At 73.0% G+C, this 15865-nt stretch carries 14 protein-coding genes; 9 read left to right on the top strand and 5 right to left on the bottom strand.

The features are described 5' to 3' along the window. Positions 1 to 74 precede the first annotated feature (74 nt). Positions 75 to 1133, top strand: a complete 1059-nt coding sequence (locus tag ACIPYS_RS23240; protein WP_400748966.1) for an aldo/keto reductase — start codon at positions 75 to 77, stop codon at positions 1131 to 1133. A gap of 39 nt (positions 1134 to 1172) precedes the next feature. On the opposite strand, the gene ACIPYS_RS23235 is transcribed toward ACIPYS_RS23240, so the two are convergent. After that, positions 1173 to 2081 (bottom strand): NAD(P)-dependent oxidoreductase, encoded by a 909-nt coding sequence (locus ACIPYS_RS23235; protein WP_400748963.1) that lies wholly within the window; start codon positions 2079 to 2081, stop codon positions 1173 to 1175. A gap of 106 nt (positions 2082 to 2187) precedes the next feature. On the opposite strand from ACIPYS_RS23235, the gene ACIPYS_RS23230 reads away from it, so the two are divergent. Continuing rightward, positions 2188 to 2544, top strand: a complete 357-nt coding sequence (locus ACIPYS_RS23230) for a helix-turn-helix domain-containing protein (RefSeq protein ID WP_093861324.1) — start codon at positions 2188 to 2190, stop codon at positions 2542 to 2544. A gap of 98 nt (positions 2545 to 2642) precedes the next feature. Here ACIPYS_RS23230 and ACIPYS_RS23225 read toward each other — a convergent pair whose 3' ends face one another. After that, positions 2643 to 3065, bottom strand: a complete 423-nt coding sequence (locus ACIPYS_RS23225; protein WP_093861323.1) for a DUF350 domain-containing protein — start codon at positions 3063 to 3065, stop codon at positions 2643 to 2645. A gap of 176 nt (positions 3066 to 3241) precedes the next feature. Here ACIPYS_RS23225 and ACIPYS_RS23220 point away from each other — a divergent pair, with 176 nt between their 5' ends. From ACIPYS_RS23220 to ACIPYS_RS23205, 4 genes are all read left to right on the top strand, one after another. Then, on the top strand, positions 3242 to 3613 hold the full coding sequence (locus tag ACIPYS_RS23220; protein ID WP_400748959.1) for a hypothetical protein: 372 nt from the start codon (positions 3242 to 3244) through the stop codon (positions 3611 to 3613). A gap of 6 nt (positions 3614 to 3619) precedes the next feature. After that, complete coding sequence (locus ACIPYS_RS23215) at positions 3620 to 4849, top strand: glutathionylspermidine synthase family protein (RefSeq protein ID WP_400748956.1); 1230 nt, start codon at positions 3620 to 3622, stop codon at positions 4847 to 4849. 138 nt (positions 4850 to 4987) lie between these two features. Continuing rightward, the gene (locus ACIPYS_RS23210) at positions 4988 to 6019 is read left to right on the top strand and encodes a Fic family protein (RefSeq protein ID WP_400748954.1); all 1032 of its coding nucleotides are present in this window, start codon (positions 4988 to 4990) and stop codon (positions 6017 to 6019) included. Between the two features lie 49 nt (positions 6020 to 6068). Further along, complete coding sequence (locus tag ACIPYS_RS23205; protein WP_400748951.1) at positions 6069 to 7883, top strand: NHL domain-containing thioredoxin family protein; 1815 nt, start codon at positions 6069 to 6071, stop codon at positions 7881 to 7883. 76 nt (positions 7884 to 7959) lie between these two features. On the opposite strand, the gene ACIPYS_RS23200 is transcribed toward ACIPYS_RS23205, so the two are convergent. Continuing rightward, positions 7960 to 9273, bottom strand: a complete 1314-nt coding sequence (locus ACIPYS_RS23200; RefSeq protein ID WP_093861320.1) for a M18 family aminopeptidase — start codon at positions 9271 to 9273, stop codon at positions 7960 to 7962. A 313-nt stretch (positions 9274 to 9586) separates the two neighbouring features. Next, positions 9587 to 11416, bottom strand: coding sequence for an acyl-CoA dehydrogenase (locus ACIPYS_RS23195; RefSeq protein ID WP_093861319.1), 1830 nt, complete (start codon positions 11414 to 11416; stop codon positions 9587 to 9589). A gap of 227 nt (positions 11417 to 11643) precedes the next feature. On the opposite strand from ACIPYS_RS23195, the gene ACIPYS_RS23190 reads away from it, so the two are divergent. Then, positions 11644 to 12144 carry an SseB family protein gene (locus ACIPYS_RS23190; RefSeq protein ID WP_400748947.1) on the top strand — a complete coding sequence of 167 codons (501 nt, stop codon included), beginning with the start codon at positions 11644 to 11646 and terminating at the stop codon, positions 12142 to 12144. A gap of 141 nt (positions 12145 to 12285) precedes the next feature. After that, on the top strand, positions 12286 to 13245 hold the full coding sequence (locus tag ACIPYS_RS23185; protein WP_093861318.1) for a pirin family protein: 960 nt from the start codon (positions 12286 to 12288) through the stop codon (positions 13243 to 13245). Between the two features lie 151 nt (positions 13246 to 13396). On the opposite strand, the gene ACIPYS_RS23180 is transcribed toward ACIPYS_RS23185, so the two are convergent. After that, on the bottom strand, positions 13397 to 14392 hold the full coding sequence (locus ACIPYS_RS23180; protein WP_093861317.1) for a helix-turn-helix transcriptional regulator: 996 nt from the start codon (positions 14390 to 14392) through the stop codon (positions 13397 to 13399). An 87-nt stretch (positions 14393 to 14479) separates the two neighbouring features. Here ACIPYS_RS23180 and ACIPYS_RS23175 point away from each other — a divergent pair, with 87 nt between their 5' ends. Beyond that, the gene (locus ACIPYS_RS23175; protein WP_400748943.1) at positions 14480 to 15781 is read left to right on the top strand and encodes an MFS transporter; all 1302 of its coding nucleotides are present in this window, start codon (positions 14480 to 14482) and stop codon (positions 15779 to 15781) included. The last annotated feature ends 84 nt before the right edge of the window (positions 15782 to 15865 follow it).

Here is a 15865-nt window from a genome sequence, read left to right as displayed (position 1 = left end):
TCCAACTCCTAGTGTCGGCACCCGCGACCCCGCACCCCGCACCCCGCACGAGCGACGACCCAGGAGGAACCACCATGCGCTACCGCGTCCTCGGCGGCACCGGCATCGAGGTCAGTACCTACTGCCTCGGCACCATGATGTTCGGCGCCATCGGCAACCCCGACCACGACGACTGCGCCCGGATCGTCCACACCGCGCTCGACGCCGGCATCAACTTCGTCGACACCGCCGACATGTACTCGGGGGGCGAGTCCGAGGAGATCGTCGGCAAGGCCTTGCAGGCCCGCGGCGACCGTGACGACGTCGTGCTCGCCACCAAGGTGCACTTCCCGATGGGCGAGGGCCGCAACCGGAGCGGCAACTCCCGCCGGTGGATCGTCCGCGAGGTCGAGGAGAGCCTCCGGCGGCTGCGCACCGACCGGATCGACCTCTACCAGGTGCACCGGCCCGACCCCGGCACGGACATCGAGGAGACCCTCGCCGTGCTCGGCGACCTGGTGCGGGCCGGCAAGATCCTCGCCTTCGGCTGCTCGACCTTCCCCGCCGAGGACCTCGTCGAGGCCCACCACGTCGCGGAGCGGCGCGGCCTGCCGAGGTTCCGGACCGAGCAGCCGCCGTACTCGCTGCTCGCGCGCGGCATCGAGCGGGACGTGCTGCCGACCGTGCGGCGGCTCGGCATGGGCGCGCTGACCTGGTCGCCGCTCGCCTCCGGCTTCCTCACCGGCCGCTACCGCAAGAACCGACCGATCGACATGGGCACCGGTCGCGCCGCCCTGATGCCGGCCAGGTTCGACCCGGCGCTGCCGGTGAACCAGGCCAAGCTGGACGCCGTCGAGGAGCTGACCGCCGTCGCCGAGGGCCTCGGCCGCACCCTGCCCGAACTCGCCCTGGCCTTCCCGCTCGCGCACCCGGCGGTGACCTCGGTGATCATCGGCCCGCGCACCCGGGGCCAGCTGGAGGCGGCCCTCAAGGGCGCCGACCTCGTCCTGGACGACGCGACCCTGGACCGGATCGACGCGATCGTCCCGCCCGGCACCAACGTCTACCACCCGGACGGGGTCTGGCAGCCCCGGGCCCTCACCGAACCGGCCCTCCGCCGCCGGCCGGAGGGCGACCGCCCGGCGGCCGGCTGAGCACCGGGCGGCCGGACGAGCCACCCGGGGCCACCCCGGTCACCCGCGCAGCAGGTCGACCACCCCGGTGAGGTCCTCGGCCCCGTTGCGCGCGTCGGCCTCCAGCCGCCGCCGCATCAGGTCGAAGTAGGGCGTGAGCAGTTCGGCGCTCACACCCTGCTCCTCGGCGGTGCGCAGGAAGGTCGGCACGCCCGCGACCTGCATCGCCAGGTCGGAGACGACACCCCCGGTGTAGTCCCCCGCCGCCAGCTGCCGCGCCGTGGTCGCGACCGAGCCGGTCATCGCGGTGAGCCAGGAGGAGAGCAGCGGCGCCAGCGCGCCCGGGTCGACGGCCTCGTCCCGTACCAGCGCGAAGGCGTGCGCGACCCCCGCGAACATCCCGTACATCGCGCTCAGCAGCGCCACGTCGTGCAGCGCGGCGAAACCGGCGTCCTCGCCGACCCAGCGGGTACCGGCCGGGACGGCGAGGGTCTCCCGGTGCTCCTCGAACAGCTCGCGCGAGCCGCTGTAGAACACGTACGGGCCTGCCTGCGGGACACCGATCATCGGCGGCACGGCCATGATGCCGCCGTCCAGGTAGCGGGCACCCCGGGCGGCCGCCCAGGCGGCCCGGGCACGGGCCGTGCCGGGGGTGCCGGTCACCAGGTTCACGAGGTCCTTGCCGGTCAGGTCGGCCCCGGCCAGGGCCTCCCCGACCGATTCGTCGTCCAGCAGGCAGACCACCACCAGCCGGTTGGCGGCGACCGCCGCGGCCGGGGTCGCCGCGGTCGTGGCACCCTTCGCGGCGAGCGGTTCGGCGCGGGCGGCGGTGCGGTTCCAGACCGTGAGCGGGTGCCCGGCCGACAGCCAGGCGTCGGCCAGCGCGGTGCCCATCGCACCGAGGCCGAGCAGGGTGAGCGGGGCGGGGACGGTGGTCGCGGGGCGGGTCCCGGTGTCGTTCGTCGTCATGCCCACCAGGCTCGTCGCCCGCCACCGACCTGCTCAAGTACGCACTTGGGAGTTGGTGGTTACCCTGAGGTGAGCGAGCAGGCCGGCGGAGGGGCGGGGGCAGGGCATGGCGACGACACCGAGGCCCGGCGCGTACGTGTGCGGGATCGACGCCGCGATGGACGTGATCGGCGGCAAGTGGAAGGTGCTGATCCTCTGGGCCCTCGGCGAGCGGCCGAGCCTGCGCTTCGGCGAGCTGCGCCGCCACGTGCCCGGGATCACCGAGAAGGTGCTCGCCGCCCATCTGCGCGAGCTGGAGGCGGACGGCGTCGTGCACCGCGCCTCGTTCGACGAGGTGCCGCCGCGGGTCGAGTACTCCCTCACGGCGGCCGGGCGGCGGCTCAACGAGGCGCTGGCCCCGCTGGGCGCCTGGGGCAGGCGGCACGCGCTGGACGGCGCCGAGGAGGCGGCCGCCCCGGCGTAGCGGGCGCCGTCCGGGCGTAGCGGGCGCCGTCCGGGCGTAGCGGGCGCCGTCCGGGCGCGTGCTCCCGGCCCCGGGGAAGCTTCCGGCCCCGCGGAAGGTCAGGCGATCGAGGCCGACACGATCGCCGCGACCGCGAGGTTGCAGCTGGCGGTCACCCAGACCGCCGGGTGCGGCTCCGGGTCGACCAGGATCGCGCCCAGCTTGCCCGGCGTCAGCACGTCCACCACCCAGAACGCGACCGCCATCAGCACCAGGCCGAGCACCCCGAAGCAGGCCGTGGAGAGCAGGCCCTTCCCGAAGTCCTCGTAGGTGTAGAGGATCGCGGTGAAGACGATGCCGCCGATGCCCAGCAGCGCCGAGCTGAGCAGCACGGCGGCGTTGCGGTTGCGCTCCACCCAGATCTGGTGGCCCAGCCGCCCCGGCGTGAGGGCGTCCACGAGGAGGATGCCGAGCAGCAGCAGGACGACGCCGACGCCGCCGAAGACCGCCGCCGCGCCGAGTCCGTGCAGGATGTCGTTCATGGGTTGTCCAGCCCCCCGGGTCCGTGTCGCAGGTCGCTCCTCGTCGGGGCGGCCGCCCGCGTGGGGCCCGGTCCCGCGGTCAAGGATCGGCAAAAGATAACGCATCGGGGCCGGATCCGGACCGGGAACCGGGGTCCCTCCCGTACCATCCCGGCCCACGCGTACCATCGGACGCCATGACGCAGCCGCCGCCCGCCAGCCCCGCCCCGAGACCGGACACCGCGGAGTCCGGCGCCCCCGGCCCCGGCACCCGCCGCCGGTCCGGGTTCGTCGCGCTGGGCATGGTCGGCACCCTCGCGCTCGCGCTCTCCGGCTGCTCTTCCTCCTCCGGCGGCAACCCGCCGAGCCGCTGCGTCGACCCGACCACCCTCAAGGTCCTCGACAGCCACTCCTGCTCCGGCGGCAAGGCCGCCGGAGCCACCGCCGGCCGCTGGTACTACTGCGGCTCCGGCGCCACCGACGCCGTCGGCGGCACCTTCGACAAGGCCGCCACCAAGCGCGGCGGCTTCGGCTGCCCGGCCGGCTCCAGCGGCTCCGGCGGAGGCTGATCCGCCGTGCGCCGCCGTACCGTCGAACCCCGCCCGGACTGGCTGACGACCGTCGAGGGCCAGGGCCTGATCTACGCGATGTGCTCGGACCCGTGCAACCAGGGCGGCCCGCACGCCTACTGGGACGAGTCCGCGTACTACGAGTTCTCGCTGCCCGAGGTGGAGGCGCTGGAGGAGGTGGTCGAGGAGCTGCACGCGATGTCGCTGGCCGCCGCCGGCCACGTGGTGCGCACCGGCCGCTTCGCCGAGTACGGCATCACCGACCCCCGGCTGGTCGCCGCCGTCACCGAGTCCTGGCACCGCCGCGACGAACAGCCCTCCCTCTACGGGCGGTTCGACCTCGCGTTCGACGGCACCGGCCCGGCGAAGCTGTTCGAGTACAACGCCGACACCCCGACCTCGCTGATCGAGGCGGCCGGTCCGCAGTGGTTCTGGATGGAGGAGCGGTTCCCGCACGCCGACCAGTGGAACTCGCTGCACGAGCGGCTGGTGGCAGCCTGGGCCCGGCAGAAGCACCTGCTGCCGTCCGGTCCGGTGCACTTCGCGCACTCGCGCGGCGACACCGAGGGCGAGGACTGGATGACCACCCTCTACCTCCAGGAGTGCGCCGAGCAGGCGGGCATCGAAACGGTCGGCATCGCCGTGGAGGACATCGGCTGGGACGGCCTGTCCGGCCGCTTCGTCGACCTCGAGCACCGCTTCGTCCGCTCCGCCTTCAAGCTCTACCCCTGGGAGTGGCTGGTCTCCGACGAGTTCGGCGAGCAGCTGCTGGACGTCATCGACCTCGGCGGTTCCACCGGCTCCACCCTGTGGATCGAGCCGGCCTGGAAGATGCTGCTCTCCAACAAGGCCCTGCTGGCCGTCCTCTGGGAGCTGTACCCGGGACACCCCAACCTGCTGCCCGCCTACCTGGACGGCCCGCGCGAGCTCGCCGACCCGGACGGCCCCGGCTACGCCGCCAAGCCGCTGCTCGGCCGCGAGGGCGCGGGCGTGCGGATCGTCGAACCCGGCGGCCGGGAGACCAGGCTCGCCGACTGGGCCGGCGACCCGGACCGCTACGGCGCCGAGGGCCACTGCTACCAGCAGCTGCACCCGCTGCCCGACTTCGACGGCAACCGCCCGGTGCTCGGCACCTGGGTCGTCGACGGCGAGGCCGCCGGCCTCGGCATCCGCGAGACCGACGACAGCCCGATCACCCACCAGGGCGCCCGCTTCCTCCCCCACCTCATCGTCTGACCGCCGAGGCCCGGGGCGCTGCCCCGCGCCGTCCCACTCCCGAGTGAACACCAGCGGGATCCGGACCCCCACCTCGCTGAAGTTGATAAGTTCAATTGGCTATTCCGAGCGTGTATCAACTCCGGGGAAGGAGCACCGGTGGCCGGACGAGGCAGGCCCAGCCGCAGCACTGTCTACAACCGGCTCAGCGGAGCGCTGGCCGAGTTGAACGAGCGCTTCGGCGGGCTCCCCAGTCCCAGGGAGGCCCGGGAGATCTGGGACGACATCTGGCACGAGGAGGCGCACCACTCCACCGCCCTTGAGGGCAACACCCTGGTGCTCCGCGAGGTCCAGGCGCTCCTGGACCAAGGCCGGGCCGTCGGGGCGAAACCGCTCAGCGAGTACAACGAGGTCCAGGGTTACGCCGACGCCGCGCGCTGGGTCTACGGCCAGGCGCTGGAACCGGACTCCTGGCACGACGGCCGCCTCGTCACCCTCGGGGAGATCCGCCACGTCCACCACGTGGCCATGACCCCGGTCTGGAACGTCGCGCCGCATCCCGGGGCGGGAGACCGTGAGGGGCCCGGCAACTTCCGCGAGCACGACATCGCCCCCTTCTCCGAGGGAATGACACCGCCCCCCTGGCCACTGGTGCCGGCGCAGGCCGAGCAGTGGGTGGCCGACGTCTGCGACCTCGGCCGACGAATCGAGTCGCGGCAGGATCTCGGACGCCCCTTGCCGGAGGAGCTGGCCCGGATCCACAACGGTTTCGAACGCATCCACCCGTTCCTCGACGGCAACGGCCGAACCGGCCGCCTCGTCATGAACCTCGTTCTCGTGCGGCTCGGCTATCCGCCGATCATCATTCTCAAGCGCCAGCGGGAGGCCTACCTGGCCGCGCTCCGCAGAGCTGACGCCGGCGACTGCGGGGCCCTCGGAGAACTCGTCGCGCGGGCGATGGAGGACAATCTCAACCGGTTCATCGTCCCCAACGTGGCCGGTCCCGCCCGCATGGTGCCGCTGGCCGCGCTCGTCGACGCGGAGCTCTCCCTCGCGGCCCTCCGCCAGGCGGCGCAGCGCGGCCGTCTGAACGCCGCGCAGGGAAAGGACGGAGTCTGGCGTTCGTCACGGAAGTCGGTCGACGCCTACAAGGCGGGCAAGCACCAGCGCAGGCCGCGCTCCGCATCCTGAGCCCGCCCCGTCCGGAATGCGGGGCGCCGCGGTGCTGTTTGATTGCCTCATGGCATCCCGTGCACGTGTACGCGCCCCCGAGCTGGTCGGGGCAGGCGGTTGGCTCAACACCGGCGGCAAGGAGCTCACGCTCGCCGACTTCCGGGGCAAGATCACCGTCCTGGACTTCTGGACCTTCTGCTGCATCAACTGTCTGCACGTCCTCGACGAGTTGCGGGAGCTGGAGGAGAAGCACCGCGACACCGTGGTGATCGTCGGCGTGCACTCCCCCAAGTTCGTGCACGAGGCCGACCACCGGGCGGTGGTGGACGCGGTCGAGCGGTACGAGGTGCACCACCCCGTGCTGGACGACCCGGAGCTGGTCACCTGGAAGCAGTACGCGGTGCGGGCCTGGCCGACGCTGGTGGTGATCGACCCCGAGGGGTACGTGGTCGCCCAGCACGCCGGCGAGGGGCACGCGCACGCGATCGCCCGGCTGGTCGAGGAGCTGGAGGCGGAGCACGCGGCGAAGGGGACGCTGCGGCGCGGCGACGGCCCGTACGTGGCGCCCGAGCCGACCGCCGGGGACCTGAAGTTCCCGGGCAAGGCGGTCCGGCTGCCGGACGGCCACTTCCTGGTGGCCGACTCCGGGCACCACTCGCTGGTCGAGCTGGAGGCGGACGGCGAGACCGTGGTCCGCCGGATCGGTGACGGCGTGCGCGGCCTGGTGGACGGCACCAGCCCGCGGTTCAGCGAGCCGCAGGGGCTCGCGCTGCTCCCGGCCGGCTCCGAGTACGACGTGATCGTCGCCGACACCGTCAACCACGCGCTGCGCGGCGTCCGGCTGTCGGACGGCGAGGTGACCACCCTGGCCGGCACCGGCCGGCAGTGGTGGCAGGGCTCGGCGACCGAGGGCGCGGCCCGCGAGGTCGACCTCTCCTCGCCCTGGGACGTCGCCTGGTTCGACGGCCGGGTCTGGATCGCGATGGCCGGCGTGCACCAGCTGTGGGCGTACGACCCGGCCGCCGGCACGGTCGGCGTCGCGGCCGGCACCACCAACGAGGGCCTGGTCGACGGCCCCGCCGCCGAGGCCTGGTTCGCCCAGCCCTCCGGTCTGGCGGTGTCGGCGGACGGCGAGCGGCTCTGGGTCGCGGACTCCGAGACCTCCTCGCTGCGCTGGGTTTCACGTGAAACCAAGGAGGTGCACAGCGCCGTCGGCACCGGCCTGTTCGACTTCGGGCACCGGGACGGCGCGGCCGAGCAGGCGCTGCTCCAGCACCCGCTGGGCGTCACCGTGCTGCCGGACGGCTCGGTGGCCGTCAGCGACACCTACAACCACGCGCTGCGCCGCTACGACCCGGCGAGCGGCGAGGTCAGCACGCTGGCCACCGATCTGCGCGAGCCCTCCGGCGCGGTGCTGGTGGACCAGGACATCGTGGTGGTCGAGTCCGCCCGGCACCGGCTGACCCGGCTGCGGCTGCCCGAGGAGGCGGTCCGGGTGGAGGCGGTGGCGCACCGCACCCGGCGGGCCGCGACCGAGGTGGCGCCCGGCGTCCTGCAACTGGACGTGGTGTTCCGGGCGCCGACCGGCCAGAAGCTGGACGAGCGCTACGGCCCGTCCACCCGGCTGCTGGTCAGCGCCACCCCGCCCGAGCTGCTGGTCTCCGGGGCGGGCGCGGACTCCGCGCTCTCCCGTGAGCTGGTGCTCTCCGCCGAGGTGACCGAGGGCGTGCTGCACGTCTCGGCGATGGCGGCGTCCTGCGACGACGACCCGGCGATCGAGTACCCGGCCTGCCACGTCCACCAGCAGGACTGGGGCGTGCCGGTGCGGCTCACCGCCGACGGCGCGCGCCGGCTGCCGCTGGTCCTGGCGGGCATGGAGTAGTCGCGGACCCCGCCCCGTGCGGAAGGGCCCGGCGAGCGTCCGCTCGCCGGGCCCTTCCGCGTGCCGGGGGAGGGGCTCAGCCCTCCAGGAACGCCTTGATCGCGCTCGCCAGCAGGTACGGGTCCTCCGCGCCGCACAGCTCGCGGGCCGAGTGCATGGACAGCGCGGCGATGCCGCAGTCCACGGTCTGGATGCCGAGGCGGGCCGCGGTGATCGGGCCGATCGTCGTCCCGCAGGGCATGGCGTTGTTGGAGACGAAGGTCTGCCACGGCACGCCGGCCTTCTCGCAGGCCGCGGTGAACACCGCCCGGCCCACGCCGTCGGTGGCGTACCGGTTGTTGACGTTGACCTTCAGGATCGGCCCGGCGTTCGGCATCGGGTGGTGGCCCGGCTCGTGCCGCTCGCTGTAGTTCGGGTGGACGGCGTGGCCCATGTCGGAGGACAGGCAGACGGTGCCGGCCAGCGCCCGGGCCCGGTCCTCCAGGCCGCCGCCGCGCGCGTACACGCTGCGCTCCAGGACGTTGCCGAGCAGCGGGCTCTGCGCGCCGGTGTCCGACTCGCTGCCGGTCTCCTCGTGGTCGAAGGCGGCCAGCACCGGGATGTACGGCAGGTCCGCGCCCTCCGTCTCGGCCGCGGTGGCCACGGCGGCGAGCGCGGCGGTGGCGGCGTGCACGGAGAGCAGGTTGTCCAGTCGCGGACCGGCCAGCAGCTCGCGGTCCCGGCCCAGGTACGAGGCGGGCTGGACGTCGTGGGTCATGAGGTCCCAGCCGCTCACCTCGGCCGGGTCGACCCCGGCGCGCTCGGCGACGTACTCGATCAGCGCGCCCTCGTCGACCGGCCCGAGGCCCCAGATGGGGGTCAGGTGGCGCTGCTTGTCGAGCTTCATGCCGTCGTTGACCTGGCGGTCCAGGTGGATCGCCAGCTGCGGCACCCGCAGCAGCGGCTCGTCCAGCTGGACCAGCCGCCGGCTGCCGTCGCGCAGGGTGATCCGCCCGGAGAGGCCGAGGTCCCGGTCGAGCCAGGTGTTGAGCGGGACACCGCCGTAGATCTCCACCGCGACCTGCCGCCAGCCCGCCGTCCCGGTGTCGGGGATCGGCTTGACCCTCAGGTTGGGGGAGTCGGTATGGGTGCCCACCACGCGGAACGGTGTCTCCGGGCCCGCGCCGGCCGGCACGTACCAGGCGATCAGCGCGCCGCCGCGGACGACGTACCGGCCGCCGGCCACACCGTCCCAGGCGTCCGTTTCCAGTACCTGCCGGAAACCGGCTTTCTCCAGCCGCTCGGCGGCGCTCGCGACCGCGTGGTAGGGCGATGGCGAGGTGCCGAGGAAGGCGATCAGGTCATCGGTGTGCGTCCGGTCGAAGAAGGCCTGGCGGGCGGCGGTCGACATGCTGCTCCTGGGTCGAGGGAGGGCCGAGGCCGAATGGGAATCGGCTTCGCACCTTGAGCATATGCCCGTACACGGACATGACACTCGGAGCATCCCAACGGATGCAGAACGCAGACAGAAACGTGAACTGACGGGATCTGACGGCCCGCCGGGCGCGGGCGGACGGCCGAAGAACGGCCGCAGGACGGCCGCCGGACAGCCGCAGGACAGCCGCAGGACAGCCGCAGGACGACCGCGGGGACACCGAAGGGCCCGGTCGTGGAACCGGGCCCTTCGGTGTGAGGGTGGGGTCAGGCAGTCGGTGCGGGCGGCGTCAGAACGCCCCCTCCGCCAGGTCCATGATCTCGTTGTCGATGCCCTCGGCGATCAGGCGCTGCGCGGCGACGGTCGGCAGGATGTTCTTGGCGAAGAAGCGGGCGGCCGCGACCTTGCCCTGGTAGAACGGCACGTCCTTCTCCGAGGCGCCGGCCTCCAGCTTGGCCAGCGCCACCGCGGCCTGGCGCAGCAGCAGCCAGCCGACCACGACGTCGCCGGAGATCATCAGCAGGCGGGTGGTGTTGAGGCCCACCTTGTACATGTTCTTGACGTCCTGCTCGACCGAGGAGAGGTCGGCGAGCAGCTTGCCGACGACGGCCTCCAGGTCGCCGGCGGCCTTGGCGAGCAGCTCGCGCTCGGCGGCCAGGGCGTCGCCGCCCTCGGCGGAGCCGAGGAACTTCTGGATCTGCTCGGACAGCGCGGTGAGTGCCTGGCCGCCGTCCTTGACGATCTTGCGGAAGAAGAAGTCCTGGCCCTGGATGGCCGTGGTGCCCTCGTAGAGGGTGTCGATCTTGGCGTCCCGGATGTACTGCTCGATCGGGTACTCCTGCAGGTAGCCGGAGCCGCCGAAGGTCTGCAGGGACTGGGCGAGCTGCTCGTAGGACTTCTCCGAGCCGTAGCCCTTGACGATCGGCAGGAGCAGGTCGTTGAGGCGCTCGGCGGCGCCGTCGTGCTCGCCGCGCAGCTTGGCGGCCATCATGTCGTCCTGGACGGACGCGGTGTAGAGCACCAGGGCGCGCATGCCCTCGGCGTACGCCTTCTGGGTCAGCAGCGAGCGGCGGACGTCCGGGTGGTGGGTGATGGTGACGCGCGGGGCGGTCTTGTCCAGGAACTGCGAGATGTCCGCGCCCTGCACGCGCTCCTTGGCGTACTCCAGCGCGTTCAGGTAGCCGGTGGAGAGGGTGGCGATGGCCTTCGTGCCGACCATCATCCGGGCGAACTCGATGATCTTGAACATCTGGCGGATGCCGTCGACCTTCTCGCCCAGCAGCCAGCCCTTGGCCGGGTGCTTGGCGCCGAAGGTCATCTCGCAGGTGTTCGAGGCCTTGAGGCCCATCTTGTGCTCGACGTTGGTGGCGTAGGCGCCGTTGCGCTCGCCCAGCTCGCCGGTCTCCCAGTCGAAGTCGAACTTGGGGACGATGAACAGGCCCAGGCCCTTGGTGCCCGGCTTGCCGCCCTCGGGGCGGGCCAGCACCAGGTGGATGATGTTCTCGGACATGTCGTGCTCGCCCGAGGTGATGAAGCGCTTCACGCCCTCGATGTGCCAGGAGCCGTCCTCCTGCTTGATCGCCTTGGTGCGGCCGGCGCCGACGTCCGAGCCGGCGTCCGGCTCGGTCAGGACCATGGTGGAGCCCCACAGGCGGTCGGTCATCCGCTGGGCGACCTTCAGCTGCTCCTCGGTGCCCTCCTCGGCGACGACGCCGGCGAAGGCCGGGCCGGAGGAGTACATCCAGACGGCCGGGTTGGAGCCGAGGATCTGCTCCGCGAAGGCCCAGATCAGCGAGCTCGGGGTGACCTGGCCGCCGATCGACTCCGGGATGCCCAGACGCCACCACTCGGCGTCCATGTACGCCTGGTAGCTCTTCCGGAAGGAAGCCGGGACCGGCGCGGTGTTGGTCTCGGGGTCGAACACCGGCGGGTTGCGGTCGGTGTCGGTGAAGGACGCGGCGAGGTCGTTCTCGGCCAGGCGCGCGATCTCGCTCAGGATGTTCTTCGCGGTCTCGACGTCCATGTCCGCGAACGGTCCGGTGCCGTACACCTGCTCGCGGCCGAACACCTCGAAGAGGTTGAACTCCACGTCCCGCAGGTTGGACTTGTAGTGACCCATGGCCGTTTTCTCCGGTTCGTCGCTTCCGGGAGACCGCCGCGTTCGGGCGCCCCGTACCCACCAGTAGGCCTCATGATGCTACCCAGCGGTAACTTGTTTCAAGCCCCAGCCGGTGAATCCCTCGTGGATTCCGCTATGAACGTGGTCACGTCCCACAAGCCGGGGCGGCCACTCCTTGTCAGGATCGACGCCCGCACGGGTGGCCGCGCTCCCGATAGCCTGTCCGTGTGTACGGCTATGACCAGAACGCATACCCGGGCGATCCCTACCAGCAGGCGGGGCCGCAGCCGGGCATGAACGGCATGCCCAACCCCGGCCCGTACGGCGAGCAGCCACCGGGAGCGCAGCAGTCGCTCTACCCGGAGCCCTCGCCGCCGTCCCTGGCGGACGCCGTCCGGGCCTTCACCACCGGCTCGATGGCGGTGGAGGACTTCCAGGCCATCTTCATCACCTCCAAGGTGCACTGCCCGCGCGGCGAACGGCCGGGCTTCCTGGCGCTGCACAACACGCCGACGCCGGTGATCCCGATGTTCAGCTCGCTCAAGGAGCTGCGGCGCTACGCGGGCAAGGAGTCCAAGTACTTCACCGTGACCGGCGCCGAGGTCCTCGACCTGCTGCCGACCGGCTACGGCTTCGCGCTGGACATGGAGGGCGAGCACCGGATGGTGTTCGACGCCAAGGCGGTCGAGCAGATGGTCGACTTCACCATGCGCCGGATGTACGGCTGACCGACGATGGGCCGGGGGCCGCCCGGCCCCGCCGTCCGGCCACCCGCACCCAAATGGTTCAAAATTCAACTTGCTTCTAGTTGAGGATTGAACTAATCTCGTGGACGTAGGCCAGAGGAACATCCCCCGAAGGAGGCCGACATGCCCGCCGTGACCGTCGACAACCCGCTGACCCTCCCGCGCGTCACCACCCCGGACCCCGCCGTCACGAGCGCCCGGCCGGTCCTCACGGTGGCCACCGCCCCCGAGGGCTTCGAGGGCGAGGGCTTCCCGGTCCGCCGCGCCTTCGCCAAGATCAACCAGAAGTACCTGGACCCGTTCATCATGATGGACCAGATGGGCGAGGTGGACTACGCGGCCGGCGAGCCCAAGGGGACCCCCTGGCACCCGCACCGCGGCTTCGAGACGGTCACCTACATCATCGACGGGACGTTCATCCACCGGGACTCGCACGGCGGCGGCGGCACCATCACCGACGGCGACACCCAGTGGATGACGGCGGGCTCCGGCCTGCTGCACATCGAGACCCCGCCGGAGTCCCTGGTGCGGTCCGGCGGCCTCTTCCACGGCCTCCAGCTGTGGGTGAACCTGCCCGCCTCGGACAAGATGATCGCCCCGAAGTACCAGGACATCCGCGGCGGCAGCGTCAAGCTCCTCAGCACCGGGGACGGCGGCGCCCTGCTCCGCGTCATCGCCGGCGAGCTGGACGGCCACCAGGGCCCCGGCGCCACCCACACGCCGATCACCATGATCCACGCCTCGATCAGCCCCGGCGCCGAGCTCACCCTGCCCTGGCGCTCCGACTTCAACGCCCTCGCCTACGGTCTCGCCGGCAACGGCTCGGCCGGCACCGAGCACCGGCCCTTCCACCGCGGCCAGGCCGTCGTCTTCGGCGACGGCGACTCGATCACCGTCCGCGCCGACGAGAAGCAGGACTCCCGCGACCCCAACTTCGAGGTCGTCCTCCTCGGTGGCCTCCCCATCCGCGAACCCGTCGCCCACTACGGCCCGTTCGTGATGAACAGCCACCGCGAGCTCCAGCAGGCCATGGAGGACTTCCAGGCCGGCCGCCTCGGCACCGTCCCCGCCGACGGCCACTGAGCCACCGCGGGCACAGCGGCGAGGGCCCGGACCGGGAACGGTCCGGGCTCTCCCGCGTCCGGGCCCTCCCGTGTCCGGGCTCTCCCGTGTCCGGGCCGGTCCGTCGGCAGCAGCCGCACCGCGGCCCCGGCCGGGCCCGGCCGGCCGGCCGTCAGAGCTCCGCCGCGGAACCCTCGACCAGCGCGTCACCCAGCGCGGTGCGCCGGTACAGCACCGCGCGGCCGGAGCGCGCCCGGGCCAGCAGCCCGGACGCCCGCAGGACGGCGAGGTGGTCCCCGACCGCGCCCGGGGCCATGCCGAGGCTGCGGGCCAGCTGACTGGTGCCGGCGGGCGTCCCCAGCTCCGCCAGCAGTCGCGCCCGGGAACGCCCGAGCAGGGCGGCGAGCGCGGCCCGCGCGTCCGGGCCGGGCGCGGGCCGCTCCCGGAGCGCCGAGGTGCCGCGCGCCCGGTACACGAGCGCCTTCGGCCAGGGCTCGTCGTAGAACGCCGCCACGCCCGGACGGACCAGTACCGAGGGAACCATCAGCAGCCCCTCCCCCGAGAGGTCGACCACCGCGTCCTCGGAGTGCAACGGCACCAGGAGGCTGTGCCCGCTCCACACCAGTCCCCGGTCCAGGCCCTCGACCGCCTCCCGCCAGCCGCGCTCGCCGATCACACCGACGCGGTGCACCACGTCGCGCTCGCAGATCGCCCGCAACCGCGGCCAGTCGGGCGCCAACAGGTCGTTCCAGGCCCGGTCGAGCGCGTCACCGACCAGGTCGACCACCTCGTCCGAATCCAGCAGCGCGCGCACGCGCGGGTCGCGGACCGGAGCCTGCCGTCCCAACCGGTCGATCTCGTCCCGTGCGACCGGGAGCGGGGTGGCCCGGACGGCCGCCAGGTCGTCGGCCCAGGTCTGGGCGAGACCGCGCGGCGGCGGGGCGACGAAGTTGGCTCCCGCGGAACCGGTCTGCAGCGCCAGCACGGCGTCCAGCGCGGTCTCGCGGCGGAGGCGCGCGAAGGCGGGCGCGAGACGCGCCGCCCACCCGCCCGGCAGCCGGGCGTTCCCGCCGTCGAGGCGGCGCAGCAACCCGCAGAGCTCGAACGCCGGTGAGAGCGCGAAGCGGCTTCGCAACAGGTCCTCGGCGGTGGCGGTGAAGCGGAGCACGCCTCCACGGTAGACCGCGCCGGGCCGACCTTACGTCCTGGGGCGAATCATTCGCGGAACACCGGCCCCCGACCGGAGGCTCCTCGCATGACGACGGCTCCCCCGAGTTCTCCGGCGCGGTCCGCCGCGCGACGTACGACCTACCGCGAGGTTCTGGCCGAGCCGCGGTTCCGACTGCTCTTCCTGACGCGTGTGGTCGGCATCACGGCCGGCTCGCTGCGGATCACCACCTTCTCCGTGCTGGTCTTCAGCGGCACCGGCTCCGCGTTGCTCAGCGCCGTCGCCTTCGGGGCAGGCTTCCTCCCCCAGCTGTTCGGCTCGCTGCTCCTCGGCTCGCTGGCCGACCGCCTGCCGCCCCGGGCGCTGATCGTCGGCGGCTTCGTACTGGAGGGCGCGGTGGCGGCACTGCTCGCCCTGGGCCGGTTGCCGACCGCGGCCGGCCTGGCCCTGGTCGCCCTCGCCGCCCTCGCCGCACCGGTGTTCAACGGCGCCTCGGCGCGCCTGGTGGCCCACTGGCTGCACGGTGACGCGTACGTGCTCGGACGCTCCCTCAACACCATGGCCTCCAGCGGAGCCCAGCTGTTCGGCCTGGGACTCGGCGGCGTGGTCGTCGAGGCCCTGGGTCCGCGGCAGGCGCTGGCGCTCGGTGCGGCGCTGAACCTGGTGTGCGCGGCGGCCGTCCGGTTGCGGATGCCGCGCGTTCCGGTCGAGCGGGAGGACCGGGGCGACGCGAGCGCCGGCACGGTGCGGGACAGCCTGCGCGGCTCCGGCGCCCTGCTGCGCGACCGTGCCGTGCGCCGGCTGCTGCTCGCCCAGTGGCTGCCGAGCGCCTTCGTCACGGGCGCGGAGGGGCTGGTCGTCGCCTACACGGGCACCCGCGGATTCCCCCCGGGCTCCTACGCGATCCTGCTGGCCTGCCTGCCGGTCGGCATGCTCCTCGGCGACCTGCTGGTCGGCCGCCTCCTCCGGCCCCTCGCGCGCGAGCGCCTGGTGGTGCCGCTGGTCGCGCTGATGGGCGCGCCCCTGATCGGCTTCGCCACCGAGCCGGACCGCCTGCTCGCAGCGGCACTGCTGCTCTGCACCGGCTGCGGCTTCGCCTACGGCCTCGGCCTGCAGCGGGAGTTCCTGGCGGTCCTCCCGCCGCACGGCCAGGGTCAGGCCTTCGGCCTGCTCGGCTCGGGCAACATGACTCTGCAGGGCATCGGCCCCGTCTGCTTCGGCGCGGTCGCGGCCGCGACCGGCACCGGCGGCGCGATGGCCCTGGCAGGCGTCGGCACTCTGCTCACGGCCGTCTGGCTCCTCTCCTGGCGGCACCCCGGCCACCACGGCGACCCCGCCCTCCTGCCACCCGCGCCTTCGGCCCCGGCAGGCCCCGGAGCCCACCCGTGAGGGCGGCCGCCCCGCGGGTCAGGGGCGGTCGTCCGTGGGGGTGCCCGGCCGGACGCGGGGACTTCCCCCGCAGGATCGGTGACA

Origin of the sequence: Kitasatospora sp. NPDC089913, assembly GCF_044748625.1 — a bacterium.
Taxonomy (GTDB): domain Bacteria; phylum Actinomycetota; class Actinomycetes; order Streptomycetales; family Streptomycetaceae; genus Kitasatospora.
This window is presented reverse-complemented; position numbering and strand designations above follow the sequence as displayed.